The following is a 26,074-nucleotide window of genomic DNA, read 5'->3' as shown; positions in this document are numbered from 1 at the left end:
GCGTATAAAACGTGGCAAATATCAAGTCGCAGATCAAGCGGATCCTCACGAACAAGAAGTCGCAGGAGCGCAACAAGGCGGTCAAGAGCGAGTTCAAGACGGCCATCCGTACCACGCGCTCCGCGATCGCCGCCGGCGACAAGGACAAGGCTGTCGCCGCCCTCGCCGTGGCTTCCAAGAAGCTCGACAAGGCCGTCAGCAAGGGCGTCATCCACCAGAACCAGGCAGCGAACAAGAAGTCCGCTATCGCCAAGTCGGTCAACGCCCTCTAGCCTGCCCGCGCAACGCCGGCGTCAGCCGGTCGTGCGCTGTTCAGTCAGCTGGACGCACCACAGAAATACCCCCGCCCTCCTGGGCGGGGGTTTTCTGCGTCGGGGCCGGGTGCGTCGGGCCTTTCCGAGCATCTCGCCCGACGCTATGGTGGCGTCGTGACGAGCGAACAGAGCGGCCAGGACCCGAACGGCGCACAGCCGGGTGGTCAATCGGTGAGCCGTTACCAGCTCACCGGTCCCAAGCAGCCGCCAGCAGCGAAACCCTCGGCCTGGCGTCGGGAGGCGCGCTTCCTCGGTGCGGCATTCGCGGTGGCGGCGGCCGTGATCGCGCTCGGGCTCAGGTTCGCGCCCGAGGTGACGGCGTATGCCGGCCTGGGCCCCTGGGTCTTCGCCGCGCTGCTGGGCTTCCTGCTCGTGCTGGCCGGGGCCTGTGTGTTGTTCGGGGCGTCGCTGCCAGGCGCCCGATACCCCGCATCGCCCGGCTCGGCGCCCCCGGCAGCGCAGACGGCGCCGCCCGAACGCGGGTTGACGATCCTCGGGTCGGTGCTGGGAGTGGTCGGGCTGGCCCTGGCCGCGCTGGCTGTGGTGCTCGCCGTGATGTTGCCTGGGCCGACCCAGCGGATCATGGTGCAGTTCACCGATCTCTCCGGCCGGGTTCAGCTGGAATACTGCCCGACCCTGCCTGGATCCTTCGCCGGCACGGCGTCACAGTCCGATCTGATCGACTCCTCGACCATCCTGCCGGTCAGGGTGGATGCACAGACCTGTGGCAACCCCGAATACACCGACGACGTCTGGATCTACCTGAACCGTCGCTCCGTCACGGTGTCGGACCAGCCCTGAGCCCGCCGGCCGAGAGTCGCGGTCACTGACCGCGTTTGGCGATGACCGTGACGAGCCGTTCCAGGGCGAAGACCGGATCCCGACCGGCACCCTTCACGGCCGCGTCGGTCTCGGCGAGCATCACGATGCACCGCGCCAGCCCCTCGTCGGTCCAGCCGCGCCCGTCGCGCTGGGCACGCTCCACCTGCCAGGGCGCGAGGCTGTAGGTGGCAGCGAGCTGAGCCGTGCCGCCCCGCACACCGAACAGCTTCGCCATCGTGCGGATCTTGCTGGCGAAGGCGGCGACGATCGGCACCGGGTCCGCTCCGGAGGACAGCGCGTGCCGCAGGGTGACCAGAGCCTCGCCCAACCGGCCGGCGATGGCGGAGTCCGCCACCTTGAACGCATTGGTCTCGACGCGACCGCCGTAGTAGCGGTCCACGGTCGTCTCGGTGACCTCGGCGCCGGTGTCGGCGATGAGCTGTTGGCAGGCGGCCGAGAGTTCGGCCAGGTCGTCGGAGAACGCGGCCACCAGGGACCGTAGGGCGCTCGGGGTGACTCGCTTGCCCGCGGAGCGGAATTCGGCAGTGGCGAAGTCGTGCTTGTCCGAGTCCTTCTTGAGCTCGGCGCACACCACTTCGACGGCACCGCCCACGCCGCTGCGGATGGTGTCCAGGAGCTTCTTGCCGCGCACCCCGCCGCCGTGGCGCAGCACCACGTAGGTGTCGTCTGCGGGGTTCTGCAGGTAGTCGATGGCCTCGGTGAGGAAGGTGTCGCTGCACTTCTCCACGTTGCTGACGCGAATCAGCCGAGGCTCGCCGAAAAGCGACGGGCTGGCCAGGGTGAGCAGCTCACCCGGGGCATAACTGTCGGCCTGGATATCGCTGACTTCAAGGCTGGGATCTTCCAGCTTGAGGAAGTCCCGCAGCGACCGGATGGCCCGTTCGGCCAGGAAGGTCTCGGTGCCGGAGACGAGCACGACGGGGGCCGGTCGAACCTGATGCCAGGCCAGCTGGGGGATCTTCGCCGCGCCGGCCTTTGCTGCCGGTTTGCCGGTTCGTGCCTGTGCGGTTGTTCGTGCGGCCACGCGGCTCCCTTCGCTACAGACCCAGCCTAACCGGCGCCCCGGACACTCCCCCGCCAAGGAGCTGCCCGCCGTCCATTTGCGGCAGAGGGTCTCGCCCCACACGCTGTCAACCGGCCCCGGTCGAATCGGCCCGGCCACGTTCCGTCCACACCCGCAGCCCTCCCCCGGCCTGGACATCCGGCGCTATCACGGTCAGGCCGTGCAGGTCAGTGCGGAGCACAACAGTGCCTGCGGCGGTCAGGGAATCCAGCAGCGACCGGGTCGGATGCCCATAGCCGTTGTCCGCGCCCACCGAGATCACCCCGACTCGCGCGCCGAGCTCGGCGTAGAGGGCGGCGCTTTGGTCACGGGAACCGTGATGGGCAACCTTGACCACGTCCGCAGGTCCGATCGGTCCAAGCTCTCGCACCGCCTCCTGAGCCTCCTCGTCGAGGTCTCCGAGGAAGACCGATCTGATCCCTCCGCCGGTGAACACCATGGCGATGCTGCCGGCGTTGCCGGTCGGCATGAAGCTCGACCCCCGCACCGGCCACAGCACGTGCCAGGCCAGAGTGCCGAGGGTGCCGCGCTCACCCCGGCCGGCCACGCGCACTTCCGCGCCGCCGTCGGTGAGCCGGCCCTGCAGTGCCACGTCCTGGCTGTTCTCCGGGGCTCCCACCAGGGCCGTGTCCACTCGGCCGATCACCGCGTCCAATCCACCGACGTGGTCCAGGTCGTAGTGGGTGAGCACCAGCAGGTCCACTCTGTCGATGCCGAGGGTGTCCAGGCAGTCGGCCAGCAGAGCCGGTTCAGGACCCACGTCGACGAGAGCCACCGACGACTCATCCCGCACCAGCACTGCGTCGCCCTGGCCGATATCGCAGGCGGCGATCTGCCAGGACGCCGGGAACACCAGGGCCCGGCCCAGTCCGGTACCCACGAGGATGCCGAGGGTGACTCCCGCCGTGACACCGACCAGTGCTCCGCTCGCCAGCCGTGCCAGGCCGGCGGACCGGCCGCGGCCTCGCACCCCCACCAGGACCAGGATCGCTGCGGTGCAGGCCACGGTCAGGGCAACGCCGACTGGTCCACCCAGCCACGGGAGCGCACTGCCGGGCAGGGCTGTGGTCGTCTGGGCCACCGCCGCTATCCATGTCGCGGGCAGCCAGGCCAGCCACATCAGCACCATCGCGGGCGCGGGCAGCCAGGGCAGGAGCAGGCACGCCGCCAGGCCGACGATGGTCGCGATGGGCGCGGCCGGAGCGGCGAGCAGGTTCGCCGGCACCCCGTAGGCAGGAAGCGTCGGGCTCAACAGCACCAGAACGGGCTGACAGGCCAGCTGGGCGGCCAGCGGGATCGCGAGGACCGTAGCCAGCGGTGCGGGCAGCCAGCGGCTGAGCCGCCGGGCCAGGGGCCCAGCCAGCACCAGCAACCCCAGGGTCGCGAGAACCGAGAGGGCAAAACCATAGTTGCGCGACAGCCACGGGTCGGAGACGAGCAGGCAGAGCACGGCAAGGGCCAGGGCCGCGAGTCCCCGGCCCGGGCGCCCCACCGACCCGGACAGCAGCACTATCGTCGCCATGGCGGCTGCGCGCACCACGCTGGGCTCCGGGGTCACCAGCACCACGAAACCGGCCAGGACCACCAGGCCCGCTCCGACCCTGAGCGCCCGGCTCAGGCCGAGTGCACCCGCGAGAACCAGCACCAGGGCCAGCACGATCGCGCAATTGGCACCGGAGACTGCGGTGAGGTGGCTGAGCGAACTCGTCTTCATGGCGTCGTCGAGGTCGTCACCGACCCCGGTGGTGTCGCCGATCGCCAGGCCGGGAAGCAGCCCGGCGCCCTCCCCGGGCAGCTCACCGGCCGCAGCCGCAAACCCGTGTCGCAAGGAGTTGGCCCAGTCCAGCCACCACGGCGCTGCACGCACGATCTCCGGGCCGCCACGCCCGAAGAACAGGGCGGCGGCGGCATCGCCTGGACTGGTCGGGGCCAGGGTGCCGGTCAACCGGATCTCATCCCCGATCGATAGGGGGCCGGGGGTGTCGGTTGCGGAACGGTCGTCGCGCGCGTCGGCCGGTGCACCGGCGGAGGTCTCGGCTGCCGGGTCGGCCGAATCGGCCGCCGGAGAATCGGCCGAGGGAGAATCGGCCGCCGGAGAATTGACAGAGGGAGAATCAGCGAACACGACGACAGGCACCGACATTCTCGCCCCGCCGGGAGTCCCGCCGGCGTCAGGTTCGGCATCCCACAGTGCGGTGAGGGTCGCCCTGAACCGCACCTGCGCCGCGCCGCCGATGGCCGTGCCGGTGCTCGCTACCGGGGCCGACCACACCGTGAGCGTTGCCGACGCCTCACCGTGCCCCTCCACGAGGGTGCGCACGGCGCCCGGATACCTGGACGGCGCCTGAACCGTCACGGTCAGCGCCGCCAGCGCCGCGGCCGCGCAGCAGACGGCCAGGGTTCCAAGGGCCCGGCTGCCGAGGTCCCGGCCCGGATGCTCACGCCGGCCTCGGCGACGTCGCCCGATCCGGCCAGGGCCCGGCATCGTGCCCGACACCCGGCTGGCCCTCAGGACGGCCGGCACCAGCAGGAGCACGGCGCTGCCGCCGAGAAGGGCCGCCACGCCGGGCGCCGCGGCCGGCAGCGCCACCAGCAGGCCTGCCGATGCCCAGCAGGCCACGGCCGGCAGCACCAGGCGCAGATCGTGCGCCGTTCCGCTGCTCATACGGTGATCAGGTCCTTCAACGCGGCGAAGGTCTTGTCGCCGATGCCGGTCACATTACGCAGGTCATCGACACTGCCGAATTGACCCTCAGCCTCCCGGTAGTCCAGGATCCGCTGAGCCATCGCCGGCCCGATTCGCGGCAGGGTGTCGAGGTCGGCGGCGGTCGCCGAATTCAGGTTCACCTTCGGCACCGCCCCTGAGCCCGCCGGGCCGGACGGGCTGCCGGGTGCGGCGCCGGAGCCCTGCGCTCCGGCCGGAGCGCCGTCGACCACCTCGCCCGCCGTCGGAACATAGAGCTGTTCGCCGTCCGACACCTCTCTGGCCAGGTTGAGCCCCGACTCGTCGGCCGTGGGCAACAGGCCACCGGCGGCGGCGACCACGTCGACCACCCTGGCACCCTCGTGCACCTCGAAGAGCCCGGGGTTCAGCACGGCGCCGAGCACGTGCACGAAGACCCCCGGCGAGGCCGCATCCGCACCGGGGCCACCCGATGAGCCACCGGACGGGTCAGATGACGCCGCCGGGGCAGACTCGGCTTGCAGTTCCGGCACCCGAACGCTGTGGCCCACCTGACCGATCGCCGTGACGGTGACGGTGACGCCGAGTGCTGCCAGCAGCAGCACGACAGCCGCTCCCACGCCGATACGCAGCCGGGCCCGGCCGGGCCCGGCCGGTCTCGCCCTGTCGTACTCGTTCGTCGGTCGGGTCGACGGAGCCAGACTGTTGAAGGGATCGAAGGCCATGCGGGCAGGCTAGACACAACAGCCCCGCACACCGGTCCCGCGCGGGAACCTGTGCCGGGGCGGCAGCCGGCCCCGGCTGTGGAGGCGGGGCCGGCGTTAGCGCGGTGCTATGCGGAGGGCTTGGTGACGATGCTCACCATGCGGGGCGCCCGCACGATCACCTTGACAATCTCACGGTCGCCGATGGAACGGACCGCGGCGGCCGAGGCACGGGCCAGGGCTTCCAGGTCACCGGCGGAGATCTTCGGCGAGACCTCGAGCCGGTCGCGGACCTTGCCGTCCACCTGCACGACAGCCGTCACGGACTCGGCGACCAGCAGGCTGCGGTCGGCCTTGCGCCACTGCGCCAGCGCGACGCAGGGCTCGTAACCCAGGCGTTCCCACATGTCCTCCGCCGTGTACGGAGCGAAGAGGTTCAGGGCCATGGCCGTGACCTCCGCGGCCTCGCGTACGGCCGCGTCGCCCGCGCCGGCGCCGGTGTCGATCACCTTGCGGGTGGCGTTGACGAGCTCCATCATGCGCGCCACAACGACGTTGAACTTGAACGCCTCGATCAACGACGGCGCGTCGGCGAGGAACCGGTGGGTGACCCGGCGCAGCGCCGCGTCCCCGGTCTTCCATTCCACATCGGGGGTGCTGGTGACGTCCCTGGCGACCCGCCAGGCGCGGGCCAGGAACTTCGCCGAACCGACCGGGGACACATCCGCCCAGTCGATGTCATCTTCCGGCGGGCCGGCGAACGCCATGGTCAGGCGCACGGCGTCGACGCCGAACTTGTCGACCTCCTCGGTGAAGTACACCAGGTTGCCCTTGCTCTTGCTCATCTTGGCGCCGTCCAGAATGACCATGCCCTGGTTGAGCAGTGCCGTGAACGGTTCGGTGAAGGTGACGTAGCCGAGGTCGAAGAGCACCTTGGTGATGAAGCGGGCGTAGAGCAGGTGCAGGATGGCGTGTTCGACACCGCCGACGTACTGGTCGACGGGCGCCCACTTGTCGGCTTCCTTCGGGTCGAAGGCCTTGGTGTCGTCGGTGGGGTTGAGGAAGCGCAGGAAGTACCAGGAGCTGTCCACGAAGGTGTCCATGGTGTCGGCATCACGCTTGGCCGGGGTGCCGTCGATCGGGTTGACCACGTTCACCCAGTCGGTCGCGCCGCCCAGCGGCGACGTTCCCTTGGGCTTGAGGTCGAGGCCGTCAGTGGGCGGCAGCAGCACCGGCAGCTGGTCTTCAGGCACCGGGATCTCGGTGCCGTCCTGGCCGTGGATGATCGGGATCGGGGTGCCCCAGTACCGCTGGCGGGAGATCAGCCAGTCGCGCAGCCGGTAGTTCTTGGCGGCGCGGCCGGTGCCGTCGGCGGCGAGCTGATCGATCATCCGCTTGATGGCGTGAGCCTTGGTGAGACCGTTCAGGACACCGGAATTGACCAGACGACCTTCGCCGGTGAGGGCGACGCGGGTCTGCACGGGGTCGAGCGCGTCGGAATCCAGCGACGGCAGTTCCTCGGAGCCGTCCAGCATCCCCGGGGTGATCACCGGGATGACCCCGGTGACCAATGCAGTGGTGTCGACGACCACGCGCACCGGCAGGTCGAAGCGCAGGGCGAAGTCGAGGTCGCGCTGATCGTGGGCGGGCACGGCCATCACGGCGCCGTGGCCGTAGTCGGCCAGCACGTAGTCCGCGGCCCAGATCGGCAGGCGCTCGCCGTTGGCCGGGTTGATCGCGTACCGCTCGAGGAAGACGCCGGTCTTCTCCCTGTCGGTGGCCTGACGCTCGATCTCGGTGCTGTTCTGCACCTTCACCAGGTATTCCGCGAAACGCTCTCGCACCTCGACAGACGCGTCAGCGACGAGCTCTGCGGCCAGGTCGGCATCCGGGGCGACGACCATGAAGGTGGCCCCGAAGAGGGTGTCGGGGCGGGTCGTGAAGACGCTGACCGCCTTCTCGCGCCCCTCGATGGTGAAGTCGACGTCGGCGCCGATGGAGCGGCCGATCCAGTTGCGCTGCATGTTGAGCACCTTGGCCGGCCAGGTGCCCTCGAGCTGGTTGAGGTCGTCGAGCAAGCGGTCGGCGTAGTCGGTGATTTTGAAGTACCACTGGGTGAGCTTCTTCTTCACGACAACGGCGCCGCTGCGCTCGGAGGTGCCGTCGGCGAGGACCTGCTCGTTCGCGAGCACGGTCTGGTCGATCGGGTCCCAGTTGACCCAGCTGTCCTTGCGGTAGGCCAGGCCCTTCTTGTACAGCTGCAGGAACAGCCACTGGTTCCACTTGTAGTACTCGGGGTCGCTGGTGTGCAGCTCGCGGGACCAGTCGAAGGAGGCCGCGTACAGCTTCATGCTCTTCTTCTGCTGGGCAATGTTGTCGTAGGTCCAGCCGCGCGGGTCGATGCCGCGCTTGATGGCTGCGTTCTCGGCCGGCAGGCCGAAGGAGTCCCAGCCGATGGGGTGCAGCACGTTGAAGCCCTGCTGACGCCAGTACCTGGCGACGATGTCACCGAGCGCGTACACCTCGGCGTGGCCCATGTGCAGGTCGCCGGACGGGTACGGGAACATGTCGAGCACGTACTTGCGCGGGCGGGTGTCGTCGGGGTCACTGGTGCGGAACGGCTCGAGCTCGTCCCAGATCGGCGCCCACTTGGCCTGGATGGCGGCGAAGTTGTAGCCGTCTTCGTCCTCGGGGCCGTTGGACATGGTGTCGTGCTCGTGTGCCACGTGACTCTCATTCATTGTGGTGAGGTGGCGTTCGACACCGCGGATGTGCTCCGCAGGCGACGCCCAAGCTCCTAGGTTACTAAACCCTGGCCGTCCGCCGGTTCCGGCAGCGGAACGGCGGCCTGGAGAGCACCGATCAGGGCCCTGGCCTTGATTCTGGTCTCCTCGATTTCCTCGGCGGCCACCGAGAGCGCCGTGATTCCTCCGCCGGTGCCGATCGACGCGCCGTCGGGCGCCAGCACGATGCTGCGGATGACCATGGCCAGGTCGACGGCGCCGTCACTGCCGAGGTAGCCGAAGGCGCCCGCGTACACGCCGCGCTCACCGCCCTCCAGCTCCCGCAGGATGCGCATGGCGCTGGCCTTGGGCGCCCCGGTCATCGATCCGGCCGGGAAACACGCCTCGAGGGCGTCCACGAAGGTCAGGCCCGGCGCGAGGCGTGCCTCGATCGTGCTGACCAGCTGGTGCACGTGGGGGTAGCTCTCGACCTGCAGCAGAGACGTCACGGCGACCGAGCCGAGAGCGGCGACCCTGCCCAGGTCGTTGCGCATGAGGTCGACGATCATCAGGTTCTCGGCCCGCTCCTTGTCGCTGGCCAGCAGCTCGGCCGCGAGCAGCCGGTCGGTGTCCGGGTCGGACGACCTGGGCCTGGTGCCCTTGATCGGACGGGTGCGCAGCCGCCCCTGCGAGCTCACCGAGAGGAACTCCTCCGGCGAGGCGCTCAGCAGCGCATGCTCGCCGAACCTGAGCAGGCCACCGTGGTGGCTCGGGCTGCCCGCCCGCAGCTGCCGGTACACCGCGAGGGGGTCGAAACTGCCGGCCACGGTGACCTCGTTGGTGAGGCAGAGCTGGTAGGCGTCGCCGGCCGCGATGCGCTCCTGGCAGGCGTCGATCAGACCGGCGTACTGCGTCGCGTCGTGCCGCCAGCGCACCTCGAGCGGCTCGGCCGGGATGTGCGGTTGGGCCGGCCGGGGAGCCGCGGGCTGCTCGGCGAGTCGCCGGGCGTCGAGCCGTGACGCGGTATCGAGCAGCCAGGCCTCGACCTCGTCCGCCGGTTCCCCCGTCGTGGCGCCGGCCATCAGCGTGACAGTGCGTGCGGCGTGGTCGAAGGCGATGGCCCGGTCCACCCACAGCAGCGCTGCGTCGGGGGCCGCCGGCGCTGCCGTGCCGTCCTGCGGACTCTCGGCCTCTCCCGGCCGTGCCAGCCCGTAGCCGAACCAGCCCACCCAGCCGAGCCGGAAGCCGATATCGTCCGGAGTGGTCCGGCCCGCCGACGCAGCTGCGCCGGCATCCAGGTCGGCACGCAGGAAGTCGAAAATACTGCCGGCCGTCGTACGGGCCACATCGGGGGCGTCGAGCGGCCGGGAGCAGGTCACCGTTCCGGTCCGAGCCGAGGCGGTGACGAAACGAGAGCCCGCGTGGGCGGCCGCCAGATAGCTCACACCGGCCGTCGCGCCGGGTCCGGCGTCCAGCCACACGGCATGGCTGGTCTCGCGGTACAGCAGGTCGAAGGCCACGGACGGGTCGATCCAGTGTGGCAGCCGGCGAGAGAACACCGCATCCGGCAGCACCCGCGCCGAAGGCGCGGTGACGTCCCGTTGTGGGACGCTGGGTGACGACGGCATCCCACCAGCCTAGAGCCGTCGAGCGGCCTCCCGGAGAGGCAGGTCGGTTCTCGGTCCCGTGGCTACAGCTCGCGGGCGATAAGCGCGATGAGGAGACCCCAACAGGCACCGGTCATCAGGGCCAGGGCGATCCTGATGGTGTGCGGCCTGAGCCAAGGGACGAGCGCGAGAGCCAGGGCCATGGCCATCGCCGCGGCGATGCAGGCGTTGACGGCCGTGCCGGTGTCTCCGGGGTACGGGCCCTGCCAGCCAGGGCACCCGCCGAACGGGCACCAGCTGAGTCTGGCGATTGCGAGCGCGGGCAGGCTGACCAACAAGACCAGGGGCATCGCCCAAAGCAGGTGCAGGGCGGCCCGGCGCCGAATCAGCATGCGGCGGCGCGCGCCCTACCGGGGGCTCCGCCGGGGTGCGAGGCCTGGTTCCTTGTCGTCATGGTCCATGGTCGCGCGCGCACTCCGCGCAGTCCAGCGCCCAGTTCAGGGGAGGACTGCCGCCGACCCCCGCACGGGCGCACAACACGAGGTCGCAGACACGCTTTAGGCTGGCGAGGTGAACGACGTACTCAACTGGATGCTGGACGCCGTGAGCGCGGTCGACCCCGTCGTGCGCACCCTCTTGGCTGGCCTGGGCATGCTCCTGGAAACGTCGGTGCTGATCGGCCTGGTCGTGCCGGGCGACACGATCGTGATCGTGGCCAGCACCGCGGTGGAGGGTCCCGTCGAATACGTCGGGCTGGTGCTCGCCGTCATCCTCGGCGCGCTGGCCGGTGAGAGCATCGGCTTCTACCTGGGCCGCAGGTTCGGCCCGTGGATCCGGCGCAGCTGGTTGGGCCGAAGGATTGGTGAGAAGAACTGGGCCGCGGCGGAGCGCTACCTCGCCAGGCGCGGCGGAATCGCGGTGTTCCTGTCGAGGTTCCTACCGGTGCTGCACTCGGTGATCCCGCTCACGGTCGGCATGAGCACCATGCGGTACCGCACCTTTCTCACCTGGACGGTGCCCGCGTGTGTCCTCTGGACCCTGGCCTACGTCAGCGTCGGTGCCGCAGCGGCCGAGGGCTACCGCAGTATCGCAGACCAGCTGCACTTCGCTGGCTACCTCTTCGTCGGGGCAATCGCCGCGTTCGGCCTGGTCGTCGTCCTCGTCAAGCGGTGGCTGAAGCGCCGGGAGGCCAGGTTCATGGAGCGGGAGCTTCCCCCGGAGTAGCGTCCTGGTTCAGCCCGGGGCCCGCCGTGAGGGTGAGGGTGCGGGTGATCAGTTCGGCCGGAACCGGCGTGTGCGAGATGAGCAGAACGGCCCGGCCGACGCCGGCCGATGCCGACAGGATGTCGCGCACGAGTGCGTCCCCGAGTCCGGTGTCGACGTTGGCCGTGGGTTCGTCGACGATGAGCACCGGGAAGTCCGCCAGCAGCGCCCTGGCTAGGGCGATCCGCTGGGCCTGGCCACCGGACACGAGTGCGCCGCGTTCGCCGACCCTGGCGTCCAGGCCGCCCCGCTTCACGACCCAGTCGGACAGGCCGACCCGCTCGAGCACGTCGAGCAGATCGTCATCGGTGGCCGTGTCCCTGGCAAACAGCAGGTTCTGCCGCACGGTGTCGTCGAACAGCCAGGGCCGCTGCTCGCACAGTCCGACAAGCTCTCGCACCTCGGCCGGGGCGAGGTTCCTCGCCTCGACGCCGTTCACCAGGTATGACCCCGTGTAGTCGAGGAAACGCACGAGGGTGTGCGCCAGCGTGGTCTTGCCGGCGCCGCTGGCCCCGGCCAGGTGCACCCGATCGCCGGCCGACAGCCGCAGGGTCACGCCCGAGAGGGCCGGCTGCTCTGCCCCGGGCCAGCTGGCGCCCAATCCGGTGAGCTCGATGAGCGGACCGCCGGTGCGAGCCTGAATGGGGGAAGACTCCGCCGCGTCGCCGAGAGCGACCTCGTCCGGGACCTCGGCCGGGATCTCAGCCGGGATCTCGGCCGGGATGCGCTCCGGCACCGCCGTCGCCACTCGTTCGGCGCTGGAACGAACCTGGCGCCACGAGCTGAGGGCCGGGGGGATCATGGCGAAGACCTCGAAGACGGCCATCGGCACCAGCACGACCACGGCGAGGGCGGGGCCGGAGAACCCGCCGGTGCCCAGGGCCGGGATCGCAGCGATCAGGGCGAGCACCGTGGCGGCCCCGGCGCACAGCGAGATCACGGCGGCCTGCACTCCGGCGCCGGTGGACCGCCGGAGGGCCGCCCGGCGCAGCCTGGCCTCGACGAGTGTGAGGCCCTGCAGCCGCGCCTCGAGGGCGCCGAACGCGGTGAGCACGTCGAGGTTCTCCACGACCTCGAGCACCTCGTCGGCCAGGGCGCCGCGCAATGGGGCCAGGATGCGTTCGGACCGCGCGGACAGCGCTGTGGCGGCGAGCGTGCCAACGACACCGGCGACGACGAGGCAGATCAACAGCGTTGCCCCCGCCGCCGGGAAGACCAGCCAGACGCCGAGCACGCTGAGCGCGGCAACCAGGCCGGACGTCACGAGGGGCTGCACGACGCGCAACGGCAGGTCCTGCAGGTCGTCGACATCCCGCACCAACCTGGTAAGCAGGTCGCCCCGGCGGGTTTCGGACAGCCCGGCGGGAGCCAGCGGCAGCAGCCTGGCGAAAATGCCCAACCGCAGCGCGCCGAGCTGGCGGAACGCGGCGTCGTGGCTCAGGAGCCGCTCCAGGTACCTGAGTGCGGAACGGGACAGGGCGAAGGCGCGCACGCCGACGACAGCCATGCCCAGGAACATGATCGGGGGCATCTCGGCGGCGCGGGTGATCAGCCAGGCCGAGCAGGCCAGCAGGGCGACGGCGCTGGCCACGCTGGCGACGCCGGCCAGAAGACCGGGCAGGCTGCGACGCGCGGGCGGCTGGGCGAGCCGGAGCACGGCACGGGTGGCGCCGGAGGGCAGCCAGGTGTTCCGGCTGGTTGCTGGCTCAGACATGGGCGACCTCACTGAGCTGCACGACGCTGTCGGCGGCGGCGATGAAGGCCGGCCGGTGGCTGACCACGATCACGATGCGTCCCTGGCCGGCCAGAGTTCTCAAGCCATCGATCAGGGCGGCCTCCGCTTCGGTGTCGAGGGCCGAGCTGGGTTCGTCCAGCACCAACACCGGGGTGTCCAGGGCCAGGCAGCGGTAGATCGCCCTGGCGGCGGCGACGCGCTGCGCCTGTCCCCCGGACAGGCCGGCACCGTTGACACCGAGGTGGCTAGTGCGGTCCAGGTCGCCGGCGCCCGCCAGCCGCAGGGCCGTGCCGACCAGCTCTTCGTCGGCAGAGGCAGCCCCCAGGGCCACGTTGGCGGTGACATCACCAGAGAACAGACCGGGTCGTTGGCCGGCCCAGGCCAGCCAGCCGCGGTCATCGCCCGGTGCGATCGCCGAGCCGTCGATCCGGAGCGCACCCTCGAAGGGCACGAAGCCCTGCAGCGCACCGATCAGGGTGGATTTGCCCGCGCCGCTCGGACCGCTGAGCACGCTCAGTTGACCGGCTGTGAAGTCCTGGCTGAAGCCCTCGACGGTGACTGCGTCCCCGCGCCGCACCGTCATGTCGTCGAAGCTGAGCATCGTGGGGCGCATCGGCGGGCCAGCCGGCGCCGTCCCCGCCGTCTGCCGGTCGGGTGACTCGGTCCCGTCGTCTTCGAGGATCGCGAAAACCTCCTCGGCGGCGGCGAGGCCGTCGGCCGCGGCATGGAACTGCGCCCCAACCTGACGCAGCGGCAGGAACGCCTCCGGAGCCAGGAGCAGGACGAACAGACCGACGCCCAGCAGCAGCGAGCCGTCAACGAGGCGGATGCCGATCGACACTGCGATCAGCGCCACGGACAGGCTGCCGGCGAGTTCGAGCACGAAGCCGCTGAGGAAGGACACCCGCAGCACCTTCATGGTGCGGCCGCGGTACTCGTCGGTGAGAGTGCCGAGGCGCGTCGCCTGGCGGCGATCCCTGCCGAAGATCTTGAGGGTGGCCAGGCCGCCGACAACGTCGAGGAAACCCGCGGAGAGCCGCTGCAGGGCATCCCACTGCTGACGTTGCACGACCTGGGTGGCCTGACCGATCAGGATCATGAAGATCGGGATGATCGGCAGCACGATGATCACGGTGATGCCGCTGGCCGGATCCTGCCAGAGCATCAGCAGCACCAGGATGGGCGTCGCGATGGCCGTCAGCAACAGCTGGGGCAGGTACCTGGCGAAATAGTTGTCCAGGGCGTCCAGCCCGCTCGTGACAACTGTCGCCACCCTGGCGCCTTGCTGGCCGGCCAGCCAGTCCGGGCCGCGCTGAGCGAGACGGTCGAGGACCTTCGCGCGCAGCTGGCTCTTGACCGCCGCCGCACCCCGGTTCGCGGCGACCTCGAGCAGCCACACGATCAGCGCGCGAACGACGACAACGCCGGCGAGGGCCGCCACCGTGCCGCGGAGGCTGTCGAACGAATCACCGTTCACCGCCCGGGTGATGCCCTGGCTGAGCAGCCAGGCGAACGCCACAACGGCGAGGGTCTGAGCCAGCCCGAGAACGGCGCCGACAAGGAGGAACCAGCGCGCGGCGGAGGCGTGGGTGAGGAGCCGTGGATCGAGGGGACGCATCCCGTTCAGTGTACGGCGGCTTCGATGTGGCTCCGGCTGATTCGCTTGCGGAACACCCAGTAGGTCCAGCCCTGGTAACCCAGGATCACCGGTGCCGCGATCAGCGCGGTCCAACTCATCACCTGCAGCGTGTACGGGGTCGACGAGGCATTCTCGATGGTCAGACTGTTGGCCAGGTCGTTGCTGGCCGGCATCACGTCGGGGAACAGCGAGGCGAACAGGGTCAGCACGGCGAAGCCGATGGTGAGGGCCATGAGGCCGAATGCCGTGCGTTCCTTGCCCCGCAGGTTGGCCAGGTAGGCGGTGATCAGGGCGACGGCCGCGACGGCGGCAAGGACGCCGGAGGCGAGGGTGCCGTAGGCCAGGGTGGTCCAGACCAGGAACGAGGCGGCGACGACGATGGTGATCAGTCCCGACTTGATCGCCAGCGAGCGGGCCCGCACCCGGATGTCGCCCTCGGTCTTGGCGGAGACGAAGATCACACCGTGCGTGAAGAAGAGCAACAGCGTGGTGAGCCCGGCCAACAGGGCGTAGGGGTTCAGGAGGTCGAAGAAGGAGCCGATGTAGTTGAAGTCCGCATCCAGCGGCACGCCGCGAACGACGTTGCCGAACGCCACGCCCCAGAGCAGGGCCGGCACCGCGGAGCCCACCACGATCATGGTGTCGAAGGACTTCTTCCACTTCAACTCCGGTCGCTGGTGCCGGTATTCGAACGACACTCCGCGGGCGATCAGCGCCAGCAGAATCAGAAGCAGCGCCAGGTAGGACCCGCTGAACATCGTGGCGTACCACTCCGGGAACGCCGCGAACAACGAGGCGCCGGCCACGATGACCCAGGTCTCGTTGAGGTCCCAGACCGGGCCGATGGTGTTGATGAGGACGCGGCGGTCGGTGTCGTCCTTGCCGAGGAAGGGCAGGGACATGCCGACACCGAAGTCGAAGCCGTCGAGGACGAAGTAGCCGATGAACATCGCGGCGATGATCCAGAACCACAGGATATTGAGTTCCATCGTGAGCTCCTAGTAGACCGTGGTCGTGTGCTTGATTTCGCCGGACACAGGGTCGGGCACCGGGGCGTCGTCCGGCCCCTTCTGCACGGCCTTGAGGATGAGCCGGAACTCCACCACCGCGAGGGCGCCGTACAGCAGGGTGAAGGCGATGAGGGAGATCAGGATCTCCAGCCCGCTCACATTCGGCGAGACACCATCCGCTGTCTTCAGCAGGCCGAAGACCAGCCAGGGTTGCCGGCCCATCTCGGTGAAGACCCAGCCGACGCTCATGGCCAGCAGCGACAGCGGGAAGGACCAGATCGCGATCTTCCAGATCCAGGTCTTGGGGCTCTTGCCCTTGCGGGTCACCCACAGGCCGCCGACGGCGACGAGGATGTGGGCGATGCCCAGTCCGATCATCCAGCGGAATGACCAGTAGGTCACCCAGATGATCGGGGCGTAGTCGCCGGGGCCGTACAGCTGGGTGTACTGCTCCTGCAGATTGTTGATGCCCTCAACGGTGCCGTCGAAGGTGTGCGTGGACAGGAACGACAGCAGGTACGGGATACGGATGGAGAAGAGCTCGCTGACCCCGTCAGGGGTGCCGAGGGTGAAGACCGAGAACGACGCGTTCGCGCCGGTGGCCGTGTGATACATGGCTTCGGCTGCGGCCATCTTCATCGGCTGCGCCTGCACCATGGCCAGGCTGAGCTGGTCGCCCATCAGGGTGGTCAGGGCCCCCGCAATCACCATCATCCACAGACCGAATTTGAGTGCGGGTCGCATCGTCTCGAGGTGCTGGTTGCGGGACAGGTGCCAGGCGGCGACCGAGATGATCAGGCCGGCAGACACCATGAAGCAGGCGAAAATCGTGTGCGGGAACGCCGCGAGGGCGATCGGGTTGGTGAGCAGCTCACCGATGCTGGTCAGCTCCGCTCGGCCCTTGACCTCGTTGATCTGGTAGGCGACGGGGTTCTGCATGAAGGCGTTGGCGGCGATGATGAAGTACGCCGACGCGATGCTGCCCACCGTCGTCAGCCAGATCGTGGCCAGGTGCAGCCCCTTGGGCAGCTTGTCCCAGCCGAAGATCCACAGTCCGATGAAGGTGGCCTCGAGGAAGAACGCGGCGATGCCCTCGAAGGCCAGGGGCGCGCCGAAGACGTCACCGACGAACCTGGAGTAGTCCGACCAGTTCATGCCGAACTGGAACTCCTGCACGATCCCGGTCACGACGCCCATGGCGAAGTTGATCAGGAAGATCTTGCCGAAGAAGTGGGTGAGCTGGAGGTACTTGGCCTTGTTGGTGCGGTACCAGGCGGTCTGGAAGATCGCCACCGTGGTGACCAGGCCGATGGTGAGTGGCACAAAAAGAAAGTGGTAGACCGTGGTCAGGCCGAACTGCCAGCGCGACAGGAGTAACGGATCGAGCCACTCGTTCATTTGTCCTCCGGGACGGTCTTTTCTACGTGTCGTAGAAGACTACTATTCTACGCACGGTAGAAACAGTCGCCGCGATTGATAAACTTCTGTCATGGGAAGTTTGGGTGTACTCGAGAGACTGTTGATGGACCTGCTCTGGTCTTCAGACCGCCCCCTGACGGCGAACGAATTGCGTGATGCCCTTCTCGACCCATCCGCAACGGGCACGAAGCCGTTGGCAACGACCACCGTGCTCACGGTGCTGTCCCGGCTGGAGAACAAGGGTTTCGTCACCCGCGACCGCGAGAGCCGACCGCACGGGTACACGGCGGTGAGTTCCCGTGCGCAGCACACCGCCGAGCTCATGCACGAGGTGCTGGGTACGACCACCGACCGCACTGCCACCCTGGCGCGCTTCATCGGCAACGTCAGCCCGCAGGAGGCGCAGACCTTACGCGCTCTGCTCGAGAGCGTCGGACCGTCCGCAGAGTGACGCCAGCGTTCCCCCGACGCCGGGCCACGGCACCGAGAGACAGGTAAAGGCAGGTGCTCGGTACCGCCCTAGCGTTGATCGTGATTGCCGCCATCCTGGCGTGGCCCGTGCCCATCGTGCTCGCCGGAGCGGCCTGGCCGCCCCGGTCCCCCGGCCTGGCGTTGGCGCTGTGGCAGTCGATCGCGCTAGCCGGCGGTGTCTCGATGATCGGTTCGCTGTTGGTCTTCGGCCTGATCCCGTTTGGGTCCAGCCCGATCCGTGCCCTCACGGCCCTCGCCGGTCATGTCACGGCCGGAACCCTGCCCACCGGCGCCACGCTGGCGGGAGTGATGGCGCTCTGCCTGGCTCTGATCCTGGCCTCCCATCTGCTGCTGAACCTCGGTGCGACCTTTCTCCGCGCCGAGCGGCAACGCCGGCGGCACCACACCCTCATCGCGCTGCTGAGCGATCCGTTGCCGTTCGATAGCACCGGCACCCGGGTGATTGACCATGCCGCACCGATCGCCTATTGTCTGCCGGGTGGCGCGCGCTCAGCCACTGTGTTGTCCAGAGGCCTGCTGCGTCTTCTGGATGCCGATCAACTGCGGGGTGTCGTCGCGCACGAACGCGCGCACCTGCGCCAGCAGCACCACGTCGTTCTGCTGGCCTTCAAGTCCTGGCACAGCGCACTGCGATGGTTCCCCATCGCCAACCGCGCCGAGAATGCGGTGGCGCTCCTGGTTGAGATGATGGCCGACGACCAGGCCAGGCTGGAAGTCGACGACCGCACGTTGGCCACCGCGATCGCCCTTGTGGGAACGGCCCACCTGGTTGAGGTCGATGGCACCCAGTCGTCGCTCGCCGCCGGCGGCGTCGATGATGCCTCCTCGGCCGATCTGGTCGGGCCGCGGGTCAGCCGCCTGCTCGGTGACCAGAGCGGCCTGGGCCCGGCTGCGCGCGCCCTTGTGGTCACCGCCACAGTGCTTCTGCTTGTGGTGCCGCTGGTCCTGCTGGTCACTACCTGACGCGGGTCAGCGACGACGCACACGACCTTCGCCGCGCGGGACGCTAGGGAGCAGGAACCGATTCGGGTCGGTAGGCGTCGACCTGGTCGATCGCTCGACGGGAGACGCGGAATGCCGCGCGGTAGGCGAGCACCGCGGCGACCGTGACGGCGGCGGCGAACAGGGCCGTGAGTACGAGCCACCCCAGCGGGGGCTGCCACTGGGGCGACGTGAACATGGCTTCGATGCCGCCATAGACGGTCACCATGTACCGCCGAAGGGTCGAGACGAATGAGAACACGTGCCCGATAGACAGCAGCACAAGCAGAATGGTCACAAAACGCTTGAGTCCCGCGGACGACTGCGGCTTCAGGTCCGCATCGTCAATCGCCAGGCCGCTCGCAACGAGTAGGCACATCATGATGGCGAGCATGTACCGACCCTGCCAGATACTGCCGAGCGAACTGACCAAAACGGCGTGCGTGATCGCGGGCACCAGCACCATGACCAGTGCCAGGCAGCTCACGGCAATCTTCCCACGCCGCGATCCCCAGGCCAGTGCTGCGACCAGGACGGCCACGATGCCGAAGCTGAATACGACGACGCTGAAACTGGGCGACGGCGTGTCGACCCATCCGAAGAACCCAATGAGACCATCGCTGAAATCGAACGTGCGCAACAGCATCGTGAAGAACTCAATCGTCGGACTAACGTCGACACTGCCGATAGGCCGCTGGACAAAAGTGGCAAGTCCGAGGTACCACGCAACCGTCAATCCGCCAAATACGGCGCACGCTCCCATGGCCGCCCACGTAGCCGGTTTACGCAACAGGCCCGCCAAGACACTGGAATTCGCAAAGGCAAGAGCAGCGCCCACGATGATGAGCACCCAAAGCAATGCGATACTGCGCGTACTGAGAAGCGCACCGGCCGAGAGGACCACAAGTGCCGCCCGCTCCCACAACAGGCGTGGCGGTGCCGGTGTGCTCATGGTGAGAACGAGGGTGGCGAACAAGGCTCCCGCTGACGCCACTTCAACGCCGTTGGGATTGATCGACCCACCGAGGTACAACACCATCGGCGTGGTCGCGACCGCGGTCGCGACCATGGTCCAGCGGAACCTGGCCAATTGCATTAACTGCATGATCATGACAGCCAGCGCCGCCGCCGACAGGACCGCGCTCATCGCCCGCATCGCGTACAGAGCGGCCGTGCCGTCCATGACGAGTGTCGGCAGGCCGACCACGGCATAGTAGACGGGACTGTTCATTCCCGCGGACGTTCCCGTGACCACAATATCTGTCGGATTGCCTTGGACTGGGCGCACGCAACCCGCAGAAATATCCGGTCGAAACTTGTAACAGATCAGGTCATGAGCATGGGCCACGTACCGAGGGACCTCCGCACGAGCGAGCGACGGATCCTGATCCCAGGGCACACTGGCGAATTGGCCATGGGCGACCGCTGACGCACGAATTGCATGCATATCCTCATCCGGCACAGACATCATCGGCGAGGCCAACGCCCAGAGCAGCATAGGAGCCAGCAGGACAACGAAACTTGTGAGGAAGACCCTCCATCGGCGCCCAGTCCGATCAACTGGTGCCACTGATATGTCGTTGCTACCTGCTGTCTTCATGCCGCTGCTGTGTCCACATCTGTTGAACCGTTCCGGCGTGGTTCGACCGGAAGAAGGGAGGAGAAGCGTTCCGGCGGGGCGTGAACCCAGCCGTTCAGGTTGAACTAGATCGCTCTCCCGGCCGCTTCCGCTCAGCTTAGTGCGCGCGTCACAGGCGATCGATCCCGACCCGCTCGCGGATCGAGCCCGTCGCCGACGAACCGTGATCGAAGCGCCTTTCCAACTCGCGCAGGCGGAGGTCCTGCAGCGCCGCCATTTCCACCAAAGTACGAGTATTGCTCTCCAAATCGGTGAGTTCGGCGCTGTGCTGGATACAGACCAGGAAAAGAACCGTGATGCTCACGAAGAAAATCAGATTGGTCGGAACACCCACGCCAAGGGCATCCGTCCCCCATTCAAGCGCGTCAGGAAAAGCACTGACGATAAGCGCGAAGACTCCCGCAAGGACCCACCACAACGCGTGGCGCTCGCGGAGACGACGCCTGCGCAACATCTCGATCACAACGCCTAGCGTCGCGAGCGCTGAGAGGATCCCGATCGAATAGCTCGGTATGGTCATTGACCGTCAGTCCGAGGTCGCAGAGGCAGCGACGGACGAATGAGGGCGAAACAGAGAGCTACGAAGGCACGACCGAGGTAGGCGGCGGCACGAATCGGGTTGTGCGATGGCTGTCCACCCGAACGCACTCGCATGGCGACCGGCACCTGTTCAATCTTGCAGCCTGCGCGAGAAGCGATAACCAATGCCTCGATGGTGTCACCCAGGTATTCTGCGGGGTAATGCGACGCGAAGAGCGTTACCGCACGCGGGCCGGAAGCTTTGAATCCGGACGTCGTGTCGGTCAGCGCTGTCTTCGCAGTGCGGCTGAGTATAAACGAGAGCAGACGCATCGCCCACCGGCGAGGGCCACGTGCTTCATACTCGCCGGCTCCGGCAAAACGGGCCCCTATGACAAGATCAGCGTGCGCAAGCCGCTCAAGCAACGCCAACACATTCCTCGGGTCGTGCTGGCCGTCGGAATCGATCTGTACGACATTGTCAAAGCCGTGGGCGATGGCGTACTTGAAGCCCATTCGCATGGCACCGCCCACCCCGAGGTTTACGGGAAGTTCGGCGACGACAGCTCCAGCCATACGTGCCCGGGCCGTGGTCCGGTCTGTCGACCCGTCATTCACCACCAAACAGTGCACCCCGGGGAGGGTGGACATCACTTCACGCACGACGTCGCCAACCGACTCTTCCTCGTTGAAGGCCGGCATTACGATCAGTGTGCGGTCCAGGACCACGGCCATTTCGGGCGTGGGGCTCACCGTCTGTGCCCCGGCAGACGCGAATGGAACGCTTCCGACGGAGTTGCCGGGGGAATGATCACCAGAGGTCATGAGCGGCGACCGACGCGCTAGATCTGGACGCAGTGCGAGCGACGGTTTCGCATCTGCAACCGATACGGCCCATGGAGTGAGTGCTTGGCATTGTTTTGGACTTTCTTATGACTTCAATCGGTTCTCAGGGCGCCCCGTGTCGTACGGCCGCGACGCCTGCACCACAGTCTATAGAACCCACGCGCAGGCTCTTCGCGATATCGCTACCGCACCCTGACGATGAAGGACCGTGCCGAATGGCACCCAACATCAGTGCTTTGATTCCGCCACGCCTACCGCTCGCTCACCCCGGACGGGGTGTAGGCGACGGGTGTAATAGAGTACGTAAATGTACTGAACGTTAACACGCGTTCAGGTGCTTGGGGGGAACGCGCGAAAGCCTGCGGGCGGCCACCCAAATCTGTCTTTTGATTGCGCTGCCAACGTAGGGAACCGCTCATGATTCGTCTGCCGAATGTTGTACCGGGGCGCTCGCGGCGCTGGATGGGACTGCTGGCAGCGATCGTTGCCGTTGTGCTCGTCGCCCCGCTCCTAGCGATCAGTCAGGCACCTTCCAGCGCGTCGGCCGCCTCTGCCTCTGATTTCAACCCTGGCAACATCATTTCTGACGCTCAGTTCTACAATCCGAATGCGATGAGCGTCACCCAAGTGCAGGCGTTCCTCAATTCCAAGGTGCCCACCTGCCGCTCGGGCTACACCTGCCTGAAGGACTATCGCGCGGACTCGACCTACCAGCCCCAGCGTTCGGCCGGCTGCGCTGCCTACCCGGGCGCGGCAAACCAGAGCGCTGCGGAAATCATCTGGAAGGTATCCTCCGTCTGCGGCATCAACCCGCAGGTCATGCTCGTGCTGCTTGAAAAGGAACAGGGCCTGGTGAGTTCCACCTCACCCACGGCCGGCATCTACCGTAAGGCGACAGGGTTCGGGTGCCCGGACACCGCCGATTGCGACTCCGTCTACTACGGATTCTTCAACCAGGTCTACAACGCCGCATACCAGTACAAGAAGTACCAGGCCACTCCTGGCGGTCGTAATTTTCAGGCGGGGCGGGTGAACACCATTCAGTGGAGCCCCGACGCCGCGTGCGGCTCCTCACAGGTCTACATCGAGAACCAGGCGACGGCGGGCCTGTACATCTACACCCCGTACCGGCCCAACGGTGCGGCATTGGCCAACATGTACGGCACCGGCGACGGCTGCTCCACGTATGGAAACCGCAATTTCTTCCGTATGTTCACGGATTGGTTCGGCACCACCCAGGGTGGCGGCGACTTCGCTCGCACGGAATCCAACAGCACCATTTACCTCCTCTCTGGAACAACGAAGTACGCGGTTCCGTCAATGGAGGTATTGAACGGACTCGGCAGCCTCGGCCCGTACCGGATCGTTTCGCAGAGCTACCTCGACAGTTTTTCTACTTCACCATTGCTCGCAAGCACCCTCGTACGTGATCCGGCCAACGGCGACGTGTCGCTCGTTGAAGGTGGAGTGCGTCACGGCTTCAGCTCCTGTGATCTCGTTTCAACCTACGGATTTGCCTGCGGCTCGGCGATCAATCTCGCTCCGGCCCAGCTCGCCAAGTTGCCCACCGGTGCGAAGATTTCCCCGTTCTTCCTGGTCAGTGGCGGAACGGTTTATATGCTGACCCCGGGCGGTCGAGTCGCGATCCCCGATTGGGCCTCCGTCGTCAGCCTCAATGGAGGCACGGTCCCCTTTATCGCCACCATGAACGCCCAGGCGGCCGCGGCGCTCCCAATCGTCAAGGTGGTCCTTGATCAGATGAGCCTGGTCAAGTCGCCCAATTCGGCTACTGTCTTCTTCATCGACGGGTCGGACCGCAAGCTTCCTATCGCGTCGTTCGGGGTGGCGAGCGAGTTCGGTGCAACCGGCTTCAAGACCGTGCCACAGTTCGTGCTGGATGCCTATTCCACCGGTTCGGTACTGACCCAAACCGTGCGCTGCGATGGCAAGGACTACTTCGCCGCCGAGGGCGCTCTGCGGGAGTTGGCACTGGGGGCAGCGACGTCGGGCCTGCCGGTCACCGATCTGTCGGCGGCAAGCTGTTCGCTGCTTCCCCGCGGTCAAACTATCGCCGGTGCGCTGTTCGTGATGTCGCCGGAAAACTCAAGCGTCTACGGGATCAAAGCAGGCACGGCTCGCGCTGTGCCATCCTGGACCACGCTGCTCGCCTTGAACGACGGATCTGCTCCTCAGATCGTTGCGATTTCGCAGGGCGCACGAACCGCTATCCCTGTCCAGCCCCCGTACCTGCCGGGCGCATCACTTGTTCGCAGTCCGGGGAACGCCACGATTTACTTTGTTGACGGTGCCGCCCGCACAATTCCAGTGGGCTCCTTTGCGACAACGTCGGCTTTCGGGATCAACTCGTGGTCGTATGTGACCGATGCATCCCTCGCCACCTATACCGCCAACGCGGCGAGCCTGTCTCGTGTCGTGACCTGCAATGCCACGCAATATTTCGCATCTGGCGGCAGGATCTACCCGCTTGCCGGCGGGGTCGCTCATGGCATGCCGGTCACCGAATTGACGGGTGGCACATGTGCTGTTCTCCCCCAAGGTGGTGGGACCTCTATCGAGCATATTTTCGTGAAGACCACCGACAACGGCACGGTATACACGGTCGAAGCGGGAACGCGCCGTCCGGTCGGAACGTGGGATCAGATAATGTCGATCACCGGCGGCAAGCAGCCGGTCATCCTTGTAGACGCCGCGGGCTCTCTCGCCGATATCCCTGTCGGTCCGGCATTTTAATCCGCACTGAGGTCGCTCCAGTATCATCGACGCCGGGGCTGCCTGCCCGCGGAACGTCGGTGTTACACACGACGTACGCGTCCTCCCAGCGCGGCACGACTACCCTCCGGTAGGATTCGGAGCTATGCATCCTCGTAATGAGCGCGCGTCGATCGTGACGTCCGCGGTGACCGAAGAAAGACCTGTGGTCGCCCTGTTCGGTGAATTCTCCGCCCATCTGACTCGAATCCACCGCTACGCGGCAACAGCTGACTCAACCAAAACTGATCGCGAGCCCACATCATGAAGGCTTCAACGTACGCACTGGGCATTCTGGCCGCACTACTTGTTTTGGGCGTCGTGATTGAAATGCTGCGCAGGCACCGTCTGCGTGAGCGGCACGCTACGTGGTGGCTACTCGCAGGTGCGCTGGCCCTGGTCGCCGCCATTTTCCCGGCTTCATTGGATGCCGCGGCCACCTTGCTCGGGGTTGAGCTCCCCATCAACCTCGTCTTCTTTGTTGCGCTGATCATTCTGTTTCTGGTCTGTCTTCAGCAAAGTGCCGAGCTCACCAGCCTCGAGTCCAAGACACGAACGCTCGTTGAGCACGCCGCGCTGCAGGACCTGCGAATCCGCTCCCTGGAATACTCATCGTCGGAAAATGGGATGCCAGTCATCGAGCCTGATGAGTGGCCCCGCTGAAGGCTCGGTTCGCCTCGACGCACTCGCACCCGGCGCCGTCCCATCCCACTATCGGGTTCAGTTCATGGGTCAGTTTTCTCGTTAGACTCACTTGTGCGCGCTTGCGGCACAGCCGGACGTGGTGTGCCCGCGATGCAGCGCCGTCTAGCCCGGCGAACGAGCAGGGCACGACAGAATCGGAGGGACGCAAGTCCATGCAACAACCTGACGTACTTGTAATTCTGCCCACGCTGGGCGACCGGCTGGACATGCTTCGGCAGACCTTGGAAACCGTCGTGGAGCAGCGAAAGACCGTTGGACTCACCTTGGTCTGTGTAATGCCAGCGGGAGCTCAAGCAGCGCGAGCCATCGCACTTGAATATGGCGCGATCGTGGTGGATGACCCCAAGACAGGCATCTCTGACGCCATCAACAGCGGCTTGGCGCGGCGCACTGGCGAGAGCTACTACGCCTGGATCGGCGACGATGACCTGTTCCGGCCCGGGGGCCTCGCTCTGCTCAAGGGCATGCTCGACATGAACACCTCGTGCGTGCTCGCTTACGGCGGATGCGACTATGTCGACCCGGATGGTCGCGTCCTGGCGACAAGTCGCGCCGGAAAGCTCGCCGTGTTCCTGCTGCCGTGGGGACCGGATCTGATTCCTCACCCCGGCACCATGATCCGCCTCGACGATCTCGAAAAGATCGGGGGTTTCGACGGGACTCTCAAGTACGCCATGGATCTTGACGCGTTTCTCAAATTGCGGGCATACGGTTCGTTTATGAGCACTAAGCAGCCTGTGTCGGCGTTCCGGTGGCACCCGGATTCTCTGACCGTTGCCGGCCGGCTCAATTCGAGCAGAGAAGCGGAGTCGGTCAAGCGACGCCACCTTCCGGCCGCGCTCAAGCCCCTGAGTCCGCTGTGGCACTTTCCCATTCGCTGGGCATCGTCCGTCGCGGCCCGCCAACTGACTGCGAAGGCACGGGCGCTCGCTCTGGCTGGATCGGCAGCATAGCGGCACCCGTCAGTTATCCCGCCTCGTACAGAACGGCCCCGTGAGAATTCACGGGGCCGTTCTGGGTTTTTCGAAAGGCTGCTTGCTAGATGTACTGAGCCACTACCTGGGTGACACTCGGCTGATGGGTGTTCCTCCGATGCCGGTGTGGATGCGTTCAGTGTTGT

General features: G+C 67.0%; 21 protein-coding genes. 8 read left to right on the top strand and 13 right to left on the bottom strand.

The genetic code is table 11. From position 1 onward, the window contains the following. Positions 1-11: 11 nt before the first annotated feature. Both rpsT and ACEN2M_RS00100 read left to right on the top strand, forming a co-directional pair. Complete coding sequence (gene rpsT, locus ACEN2M_RS00105) at positions 12-272, top strand: 30S ribosomal protein S20 (protein ID WP_441646115.1); 261 nt, start codon at positions 12-14, stop codon at positions 270-272. 156 nt (positions 273-428) lie between these two features. Then, a complete protein-coding gene (locus ACEN2M_RS00100; RefSeq protein WP_441646114.1) occupies positions 429-1,115 on the top strand; it encodes a hypothetical protein in 687 nt (228 codons plus the stop codon). A gap of 22 nt (positions 1,116-1,137) precedes the next feature. Here ACEN2M_RS00100 and holA read toward each other — a convergent pair whose 3' ends face one another. The 6 genes from holA to ACEN2M_RS00070 form a co-directional block, all read right to left on the bottom strand. After that, positions 1,138-2,181 (bottom strand): DNA polymerase III subunit delta, encoded by a 1,044-nt coding sequence (gene holA, locus ACEN2M_RS00095; RefSeq protein ID WP_441646113.1) that lies wholly within the window; start codon positions 2,179-2,181, stop codon positions 1,138-1,140. A gap of 106 nt (positions 2,182-2,287) precedes the next feature. Then, a complete protein-coding gene (locus tag ACEN2M_RS00090) occupies positions 2,288-4,885 on the bottom strand; it encodes a ComEC/Rec2 family competence protein (protein WP_441646112.1) in 2,598 nt (865 codons plus the stop codon). Beyond that, complete coding sequence (locus ACEN2M_RS00085) at positions 4,882-5,628, bottom strand: ComEA family DNA-binding protein (RefSeq protein ID WP_441646111.1); 747 nt, start codon at positions 5,626-5,628, stop codon at positions 4,882-4,884. The genes ACEN2M_RS00090 and ACEN2M_RS00085 overlap by 4 nt, the downstream gene beginning before the upstream one ends. Positions 5,629-5,735: 107 nt before the next feature. Continuing rightward, positions 5,736-8,312 carry a leucine--tRNA ligase gene (gene leuS, locus ACEN2M_RS00080; RefSeq protein WP_441646602.1) on the bottom strand — a complete coding sequence of 859 codons (2,577 nt, stop codon included), beginning with the start codon at positions 8,310-8,312 and terminating at the stop codon, positions 5,736-5,738. 92 nt (positions 8,313-8,404) lie between these two features. Further along, positions 8,405-9,958 carry an aminodeoxychorismate synthase component I gene (gene pabB / locus ACEN2M_RS00075; RefSeq protein WP_441646110.1) on the bottom strand — a complete coding sequence of 518 codons (1,554 nt, stop codon included), beginning with the start codon at positions 9,956-9,958 and terminating at the stop codon, positions 8,405-8,407. Positions 9,959-10,020: 62 nt separating this feature from the next. Next, positions 10,021-10,329, bottom strand: coding sequence for a hypothetical protein (locus ACEN2M_RS00070; protein WP_441646109.1), 309 nt, complete (start codon positions 10,327-10,329; stop codon positions 10,021-10,023). 178 nt (positions 10,330-10,507) lie between these two features. Here ACEN2M_RS00070 and ACEN2M_RS00065 point away from each other — a divergent pair, with 178 nt between their 5' ends. After that, positions 10,508-11,161 (top strand): DedA family protein, encoded by a 654-nt coding sequence (locus ACEN2M_RS00065; RefSeq protein ID WP_441646108.1) that lies wholly within the window; start codon positions 10,508-10,510, stop codon positions 11,159-11,161. Here the strand turns inward: ACEN2M_RS00065 and cydC are convergent. The 4 genes from cydC to ACEN2M_RS00045 are packed head-to-tail and all read right to left on the bottom strand — an operon-like array spanning position 11,133 to position 16,982. Further along, positions 11,133-12,914: a thiol reductant ABC exporter subunit CydC gene (cydC, locus tag ACEN2M_RS00060; protein WP_441646107.1), complete on the bottom strand. Its 1,782-nt coding sequence runs from the start codon at positions 12,912-12,914 to the stop codon at positions 11,133-11,135. The two genes, ACEN2M_RS00065 and cydC, sit on opposite strands and share 29 nt — an antisense overlap. Beyond that, positions 12,907-14,553: a thiol reductant ABC exporter subunit CydD gene (gene cydD, locus ACEN2M_RS00055; protein ID WP_441646106.1), complete on the bottom strand. Its 1,647-nt coding sequence runs from the start codon at positions 14,551-14,553 to the stop codon at positions 12,907-12,909. Before cydD ends, cydC begins: the two co-directional genes overlap by 8 nt. A 5-nt stretch (positions 14,554-14,558) precedes the next feature. Next, a complete protein-coding gene (cydB, locus tag ACEN2M_RS00050; protein ID WP_441646105.1) occupies positions 14,559-15,563 on the bottom strand; it encodes a cytochrome d ubiquinol oxidase subunit II in 1,005 nt (334 codons plus the stop codon). 9 nt (positions 15,564-15,572) lie between these two features. Next, entirely contained in the window at positions 15,573-16,982 is a 1,410-nt protein-coding gene (locus tag ACEN2M_RS00045; RefSeq protein WP_441646104.1) for a cytochrome ubiquinol oxidase subunit I, read from the bottom strand. Between the two features lie 91 nt (positions 16,983-17,073). On the opposite strand from ACEN2M_RS00045, the gene ACEN2M_RS00040 reads away from it, so the two are divergent. Both ACEN2M_RS00040 and ACEN2M_RS00035 read left to right on the top strand, forming a co-directional pair. Then, a complete protein-coding gene (locus ACEN2M_RS00040; protein ID WP_441646103.1) occupies positions 17,074-17,454 on the top strand; it encodes a BlaI/MecI/CopY family transcriptional regulator in 381 nt (126 codons plus the stop codon). Between the two features lie 80 nt (positions 17,455-17,534). Beyond that, positions 17,535-18,458 (top strand): M56 family metallopeptidase, encoded by a 924-nt coding sequence (locus ACEN2M_RS00035; protein ID WP_441646102.1) that lies wholly within the window; start codon positions 17,535-17,537, stop codon positions 18,456-18,458. A 43-nt stretch (positions 18,459-18,501) separates the two neighbouring features. Here ACEN2M_RS00035 and ACEN2M_RS00030 read toward each other — a convergent pair whose 3' ends face one another. The 3 genes from ACEN2M_RS00030 to ACEN2M_RS00020 form a co-directional block, all read right to left on the bottom strand. Next, positions 18,502-19,974 carry a DUF2142 domain-containing protein gene (locus ACEN2M_RS00030; RefSeq protein WP_441646101.1) on the bottom strand — a complete coding sequence of 491 codons (1,473 nt, stop codon included), beginning with the start codon at positions 19,972-19,974 and terminating at the stop codon, positions 18,502-18,504. A gap of 250 nt (positions 19,975-20,224) precedes the next feature. Further along, entirely contained in the window at positions 20,225-20,635 is a 411-nt protein-coding gene (locus ACEN2M_RS00025; RefSeq protein WP_441646100.1) for a DUF2304 domain-containing protein, read from the bottom strand. Next, positions 20,632-21,369: a glycosyltransferase family 2 protein gene (locus ACEN2M_RS00020; protein ID WP_441646601.1), complete on the bottom strand. Its 738-nt coding sequence runs from the start codon at positions 21,367-21,369 to the stop codon at positions 20,632-20,634. The genes ACEN2M_RS00025 and ACEN2M_RS00020 overlap by 4 nt, the downstream gene beginning before the upstream one ends. A 528-nt stretch (positions 21,370-21,897) precedes the next feature. Here ACEN2M_RS00020 and ACEN2M_RS00015 point away from each other — a divergent pair. The 3 genes from ACEN2M_RS00015 (at position 21,898) to ACEN2M_RS00005 (ending at position 25,907) form a co-directional block, all read left to right on the top strand. Beyond that, positions 21,898-24,231 carry a hypothetical protein gene (locus ACEN2M_RS00015; RefSeq protein WP_441646099.1) on the top strand — a complete coding sequence of 778 codons (2,334 nt, stop codon included), beginning with the start codon at positions 21,898-21,900 and terminating at the stop codon, positions 24,229-24,231. A 282-nt stretch (positions 24,232-24,513) separates the two neighbouring features. Then, complete coding sequence (locus tag ACEN2M_RS00010) at positions 24,514-24,912, top strand: DUF2304 family protein (protein WP_441646098.1); 399 nt, start codon at positions 24,514-24,516, stop codon at positions 24,910-24,912. Positions 24,913-25,106: 194 nt separating this feature from the next. Next, positions 25,107-25,907, top strand: a complete 801-nt coding sequence (locus tag ACEN2M_RS00005; protein WP_441646097.1) for a glycosyltransferase — start codon at positions 25,107-25,109, stop codon at positions 25,905-25,907. Positions 25,908-26,074: the final 167 nt, after the last annotated feature.

It is taken from the genome of Cryobacterium sp. W22_MBD10_FK3 (assembly GCF_052113745.1).
In the GTDB taxonomy this organism is placed as follows: domain Bacteria; phylum Actinomycetota; class Actinomycetes; order Actinomycetales; family Microbacteriaceae; genus Cryobacterium.
Note: the sequence above shows the minus strand (reverse complement) of the source record. Positions and strands in the feature narration are given on the sequence as shown.

Bases quoted from the DNA above. Each gene is read 5' to 3' on its own strand.
- pabB (WP_441646110.1), bottom strand. From the start codon at position 9,958: ATGCCGTCGTCACCCAGCGTCCCACAACGGGACGTCACCGCGCCTTCG.
- ACEN2M_RS00025 (WP_441646100.1), bottom strand. From the start codon at position 20,635: ATGACCATACCGAGCTATTCGATCGGGATCCTCTCAGCGCTCGCGACG.
- ACEN2M_RS00005 (WP_441646097.1), top strand. From the start codon at position 25,107: ATGCAACAACCTGACGTACTTGTAATTCTGCCCACGCTGGGCGACCGG.
- ACEN2M_RS00045 (WP_441646104.1), bottom strand. From the start codon at position 16,982: ATGAACGAGTGGCTCGATCCGTTACTCCTGTCGCGCTGGCAGTTCGGC.
- ACEN2M_RS00015 (WP_441646099.1), top strand. From the start codon at position 21,898: ATGATTCGTCTGCCGAATGTTGTACCGGGGCGCTCGCGGCGCTGGATG.
- ACEN2M_RS00030 (WP_441646101.1), bottom strand. From the start codon at position 19,974: ATGCTGCTCTGGGCGTTGGCCTCGCCGATGATGTCTGTGCCGGATGAG.
- cydB (WP_441646105.1), bottom strand. From the start codon at position 15,563: ATGGAACTCAATATCCTGTGGTTCTGGATCATCGCCGCGATGTTCATC.
- ACEN2M_RS00040 (WP_441646103.1), top strand. From the start codon at position 17,074: ATGGGAAGTTTGGGTGTACTCGAGAGACTGTTGATGGACCTGCTCTGG.
- ACEN2M_RS00010 (WP_441646098.1), top strand. From the start codon at position 24,514: ATGAAGGCTTCAACGTACGCACTGGGCATTCTGGCCGCACTACTTGTT.
- ACEN2M_RS00085 (WP_441646111.1), bottom strand. From the start codon at position 5,628: ATGGCCTTCGATCCCTTCAACAGTCTGGCTCCGTCGACCCGACCGACG.
- ACEN2M_RS00070 (WP_441646109.1), bottom strand. From the start codon at position 10,329: ATGCTGATTCGGCGCCGGGCCGCCCTGCACCTGCTTTGGGCGATGCCC.
- ACEN2M_RS00020 (WP_441646601.1), bottom strand. From the start codon at position 21,369: ATGGCCGTGGTCCTGGACCGCACACTGATCGTAATGCCGGCCTTCAAC.
- leuS (WP_441646602.1), bottom strand. From the start codon at position 8,312: ATGTCCAACGGCCCCGAGGACGAAGACGGCTACAACTTCGCCGCCATC.
- cydC (WP_441646107.1), bottom strand. From the start codon at position 12,914: ATGTCTGAGCCAGCAACCAGCCGGAACACCTGGCTGCCCTCCGGCGCC.
- cydD (WP_441646106.1), bottom strand. From the start codon at position 14,553: ATGCGTCCCCTCGATCCACGGCTCCTCACCCACGCCTCCGCCGCGCGC.
- ACEN2M_RS00090 (WP_441646112.1), bottom strand. From the start codon at position 4,885: ATGAGCAGCGGAACGGCGCACGATCTGCGCCTGGTGCTGCCGGCCGTG.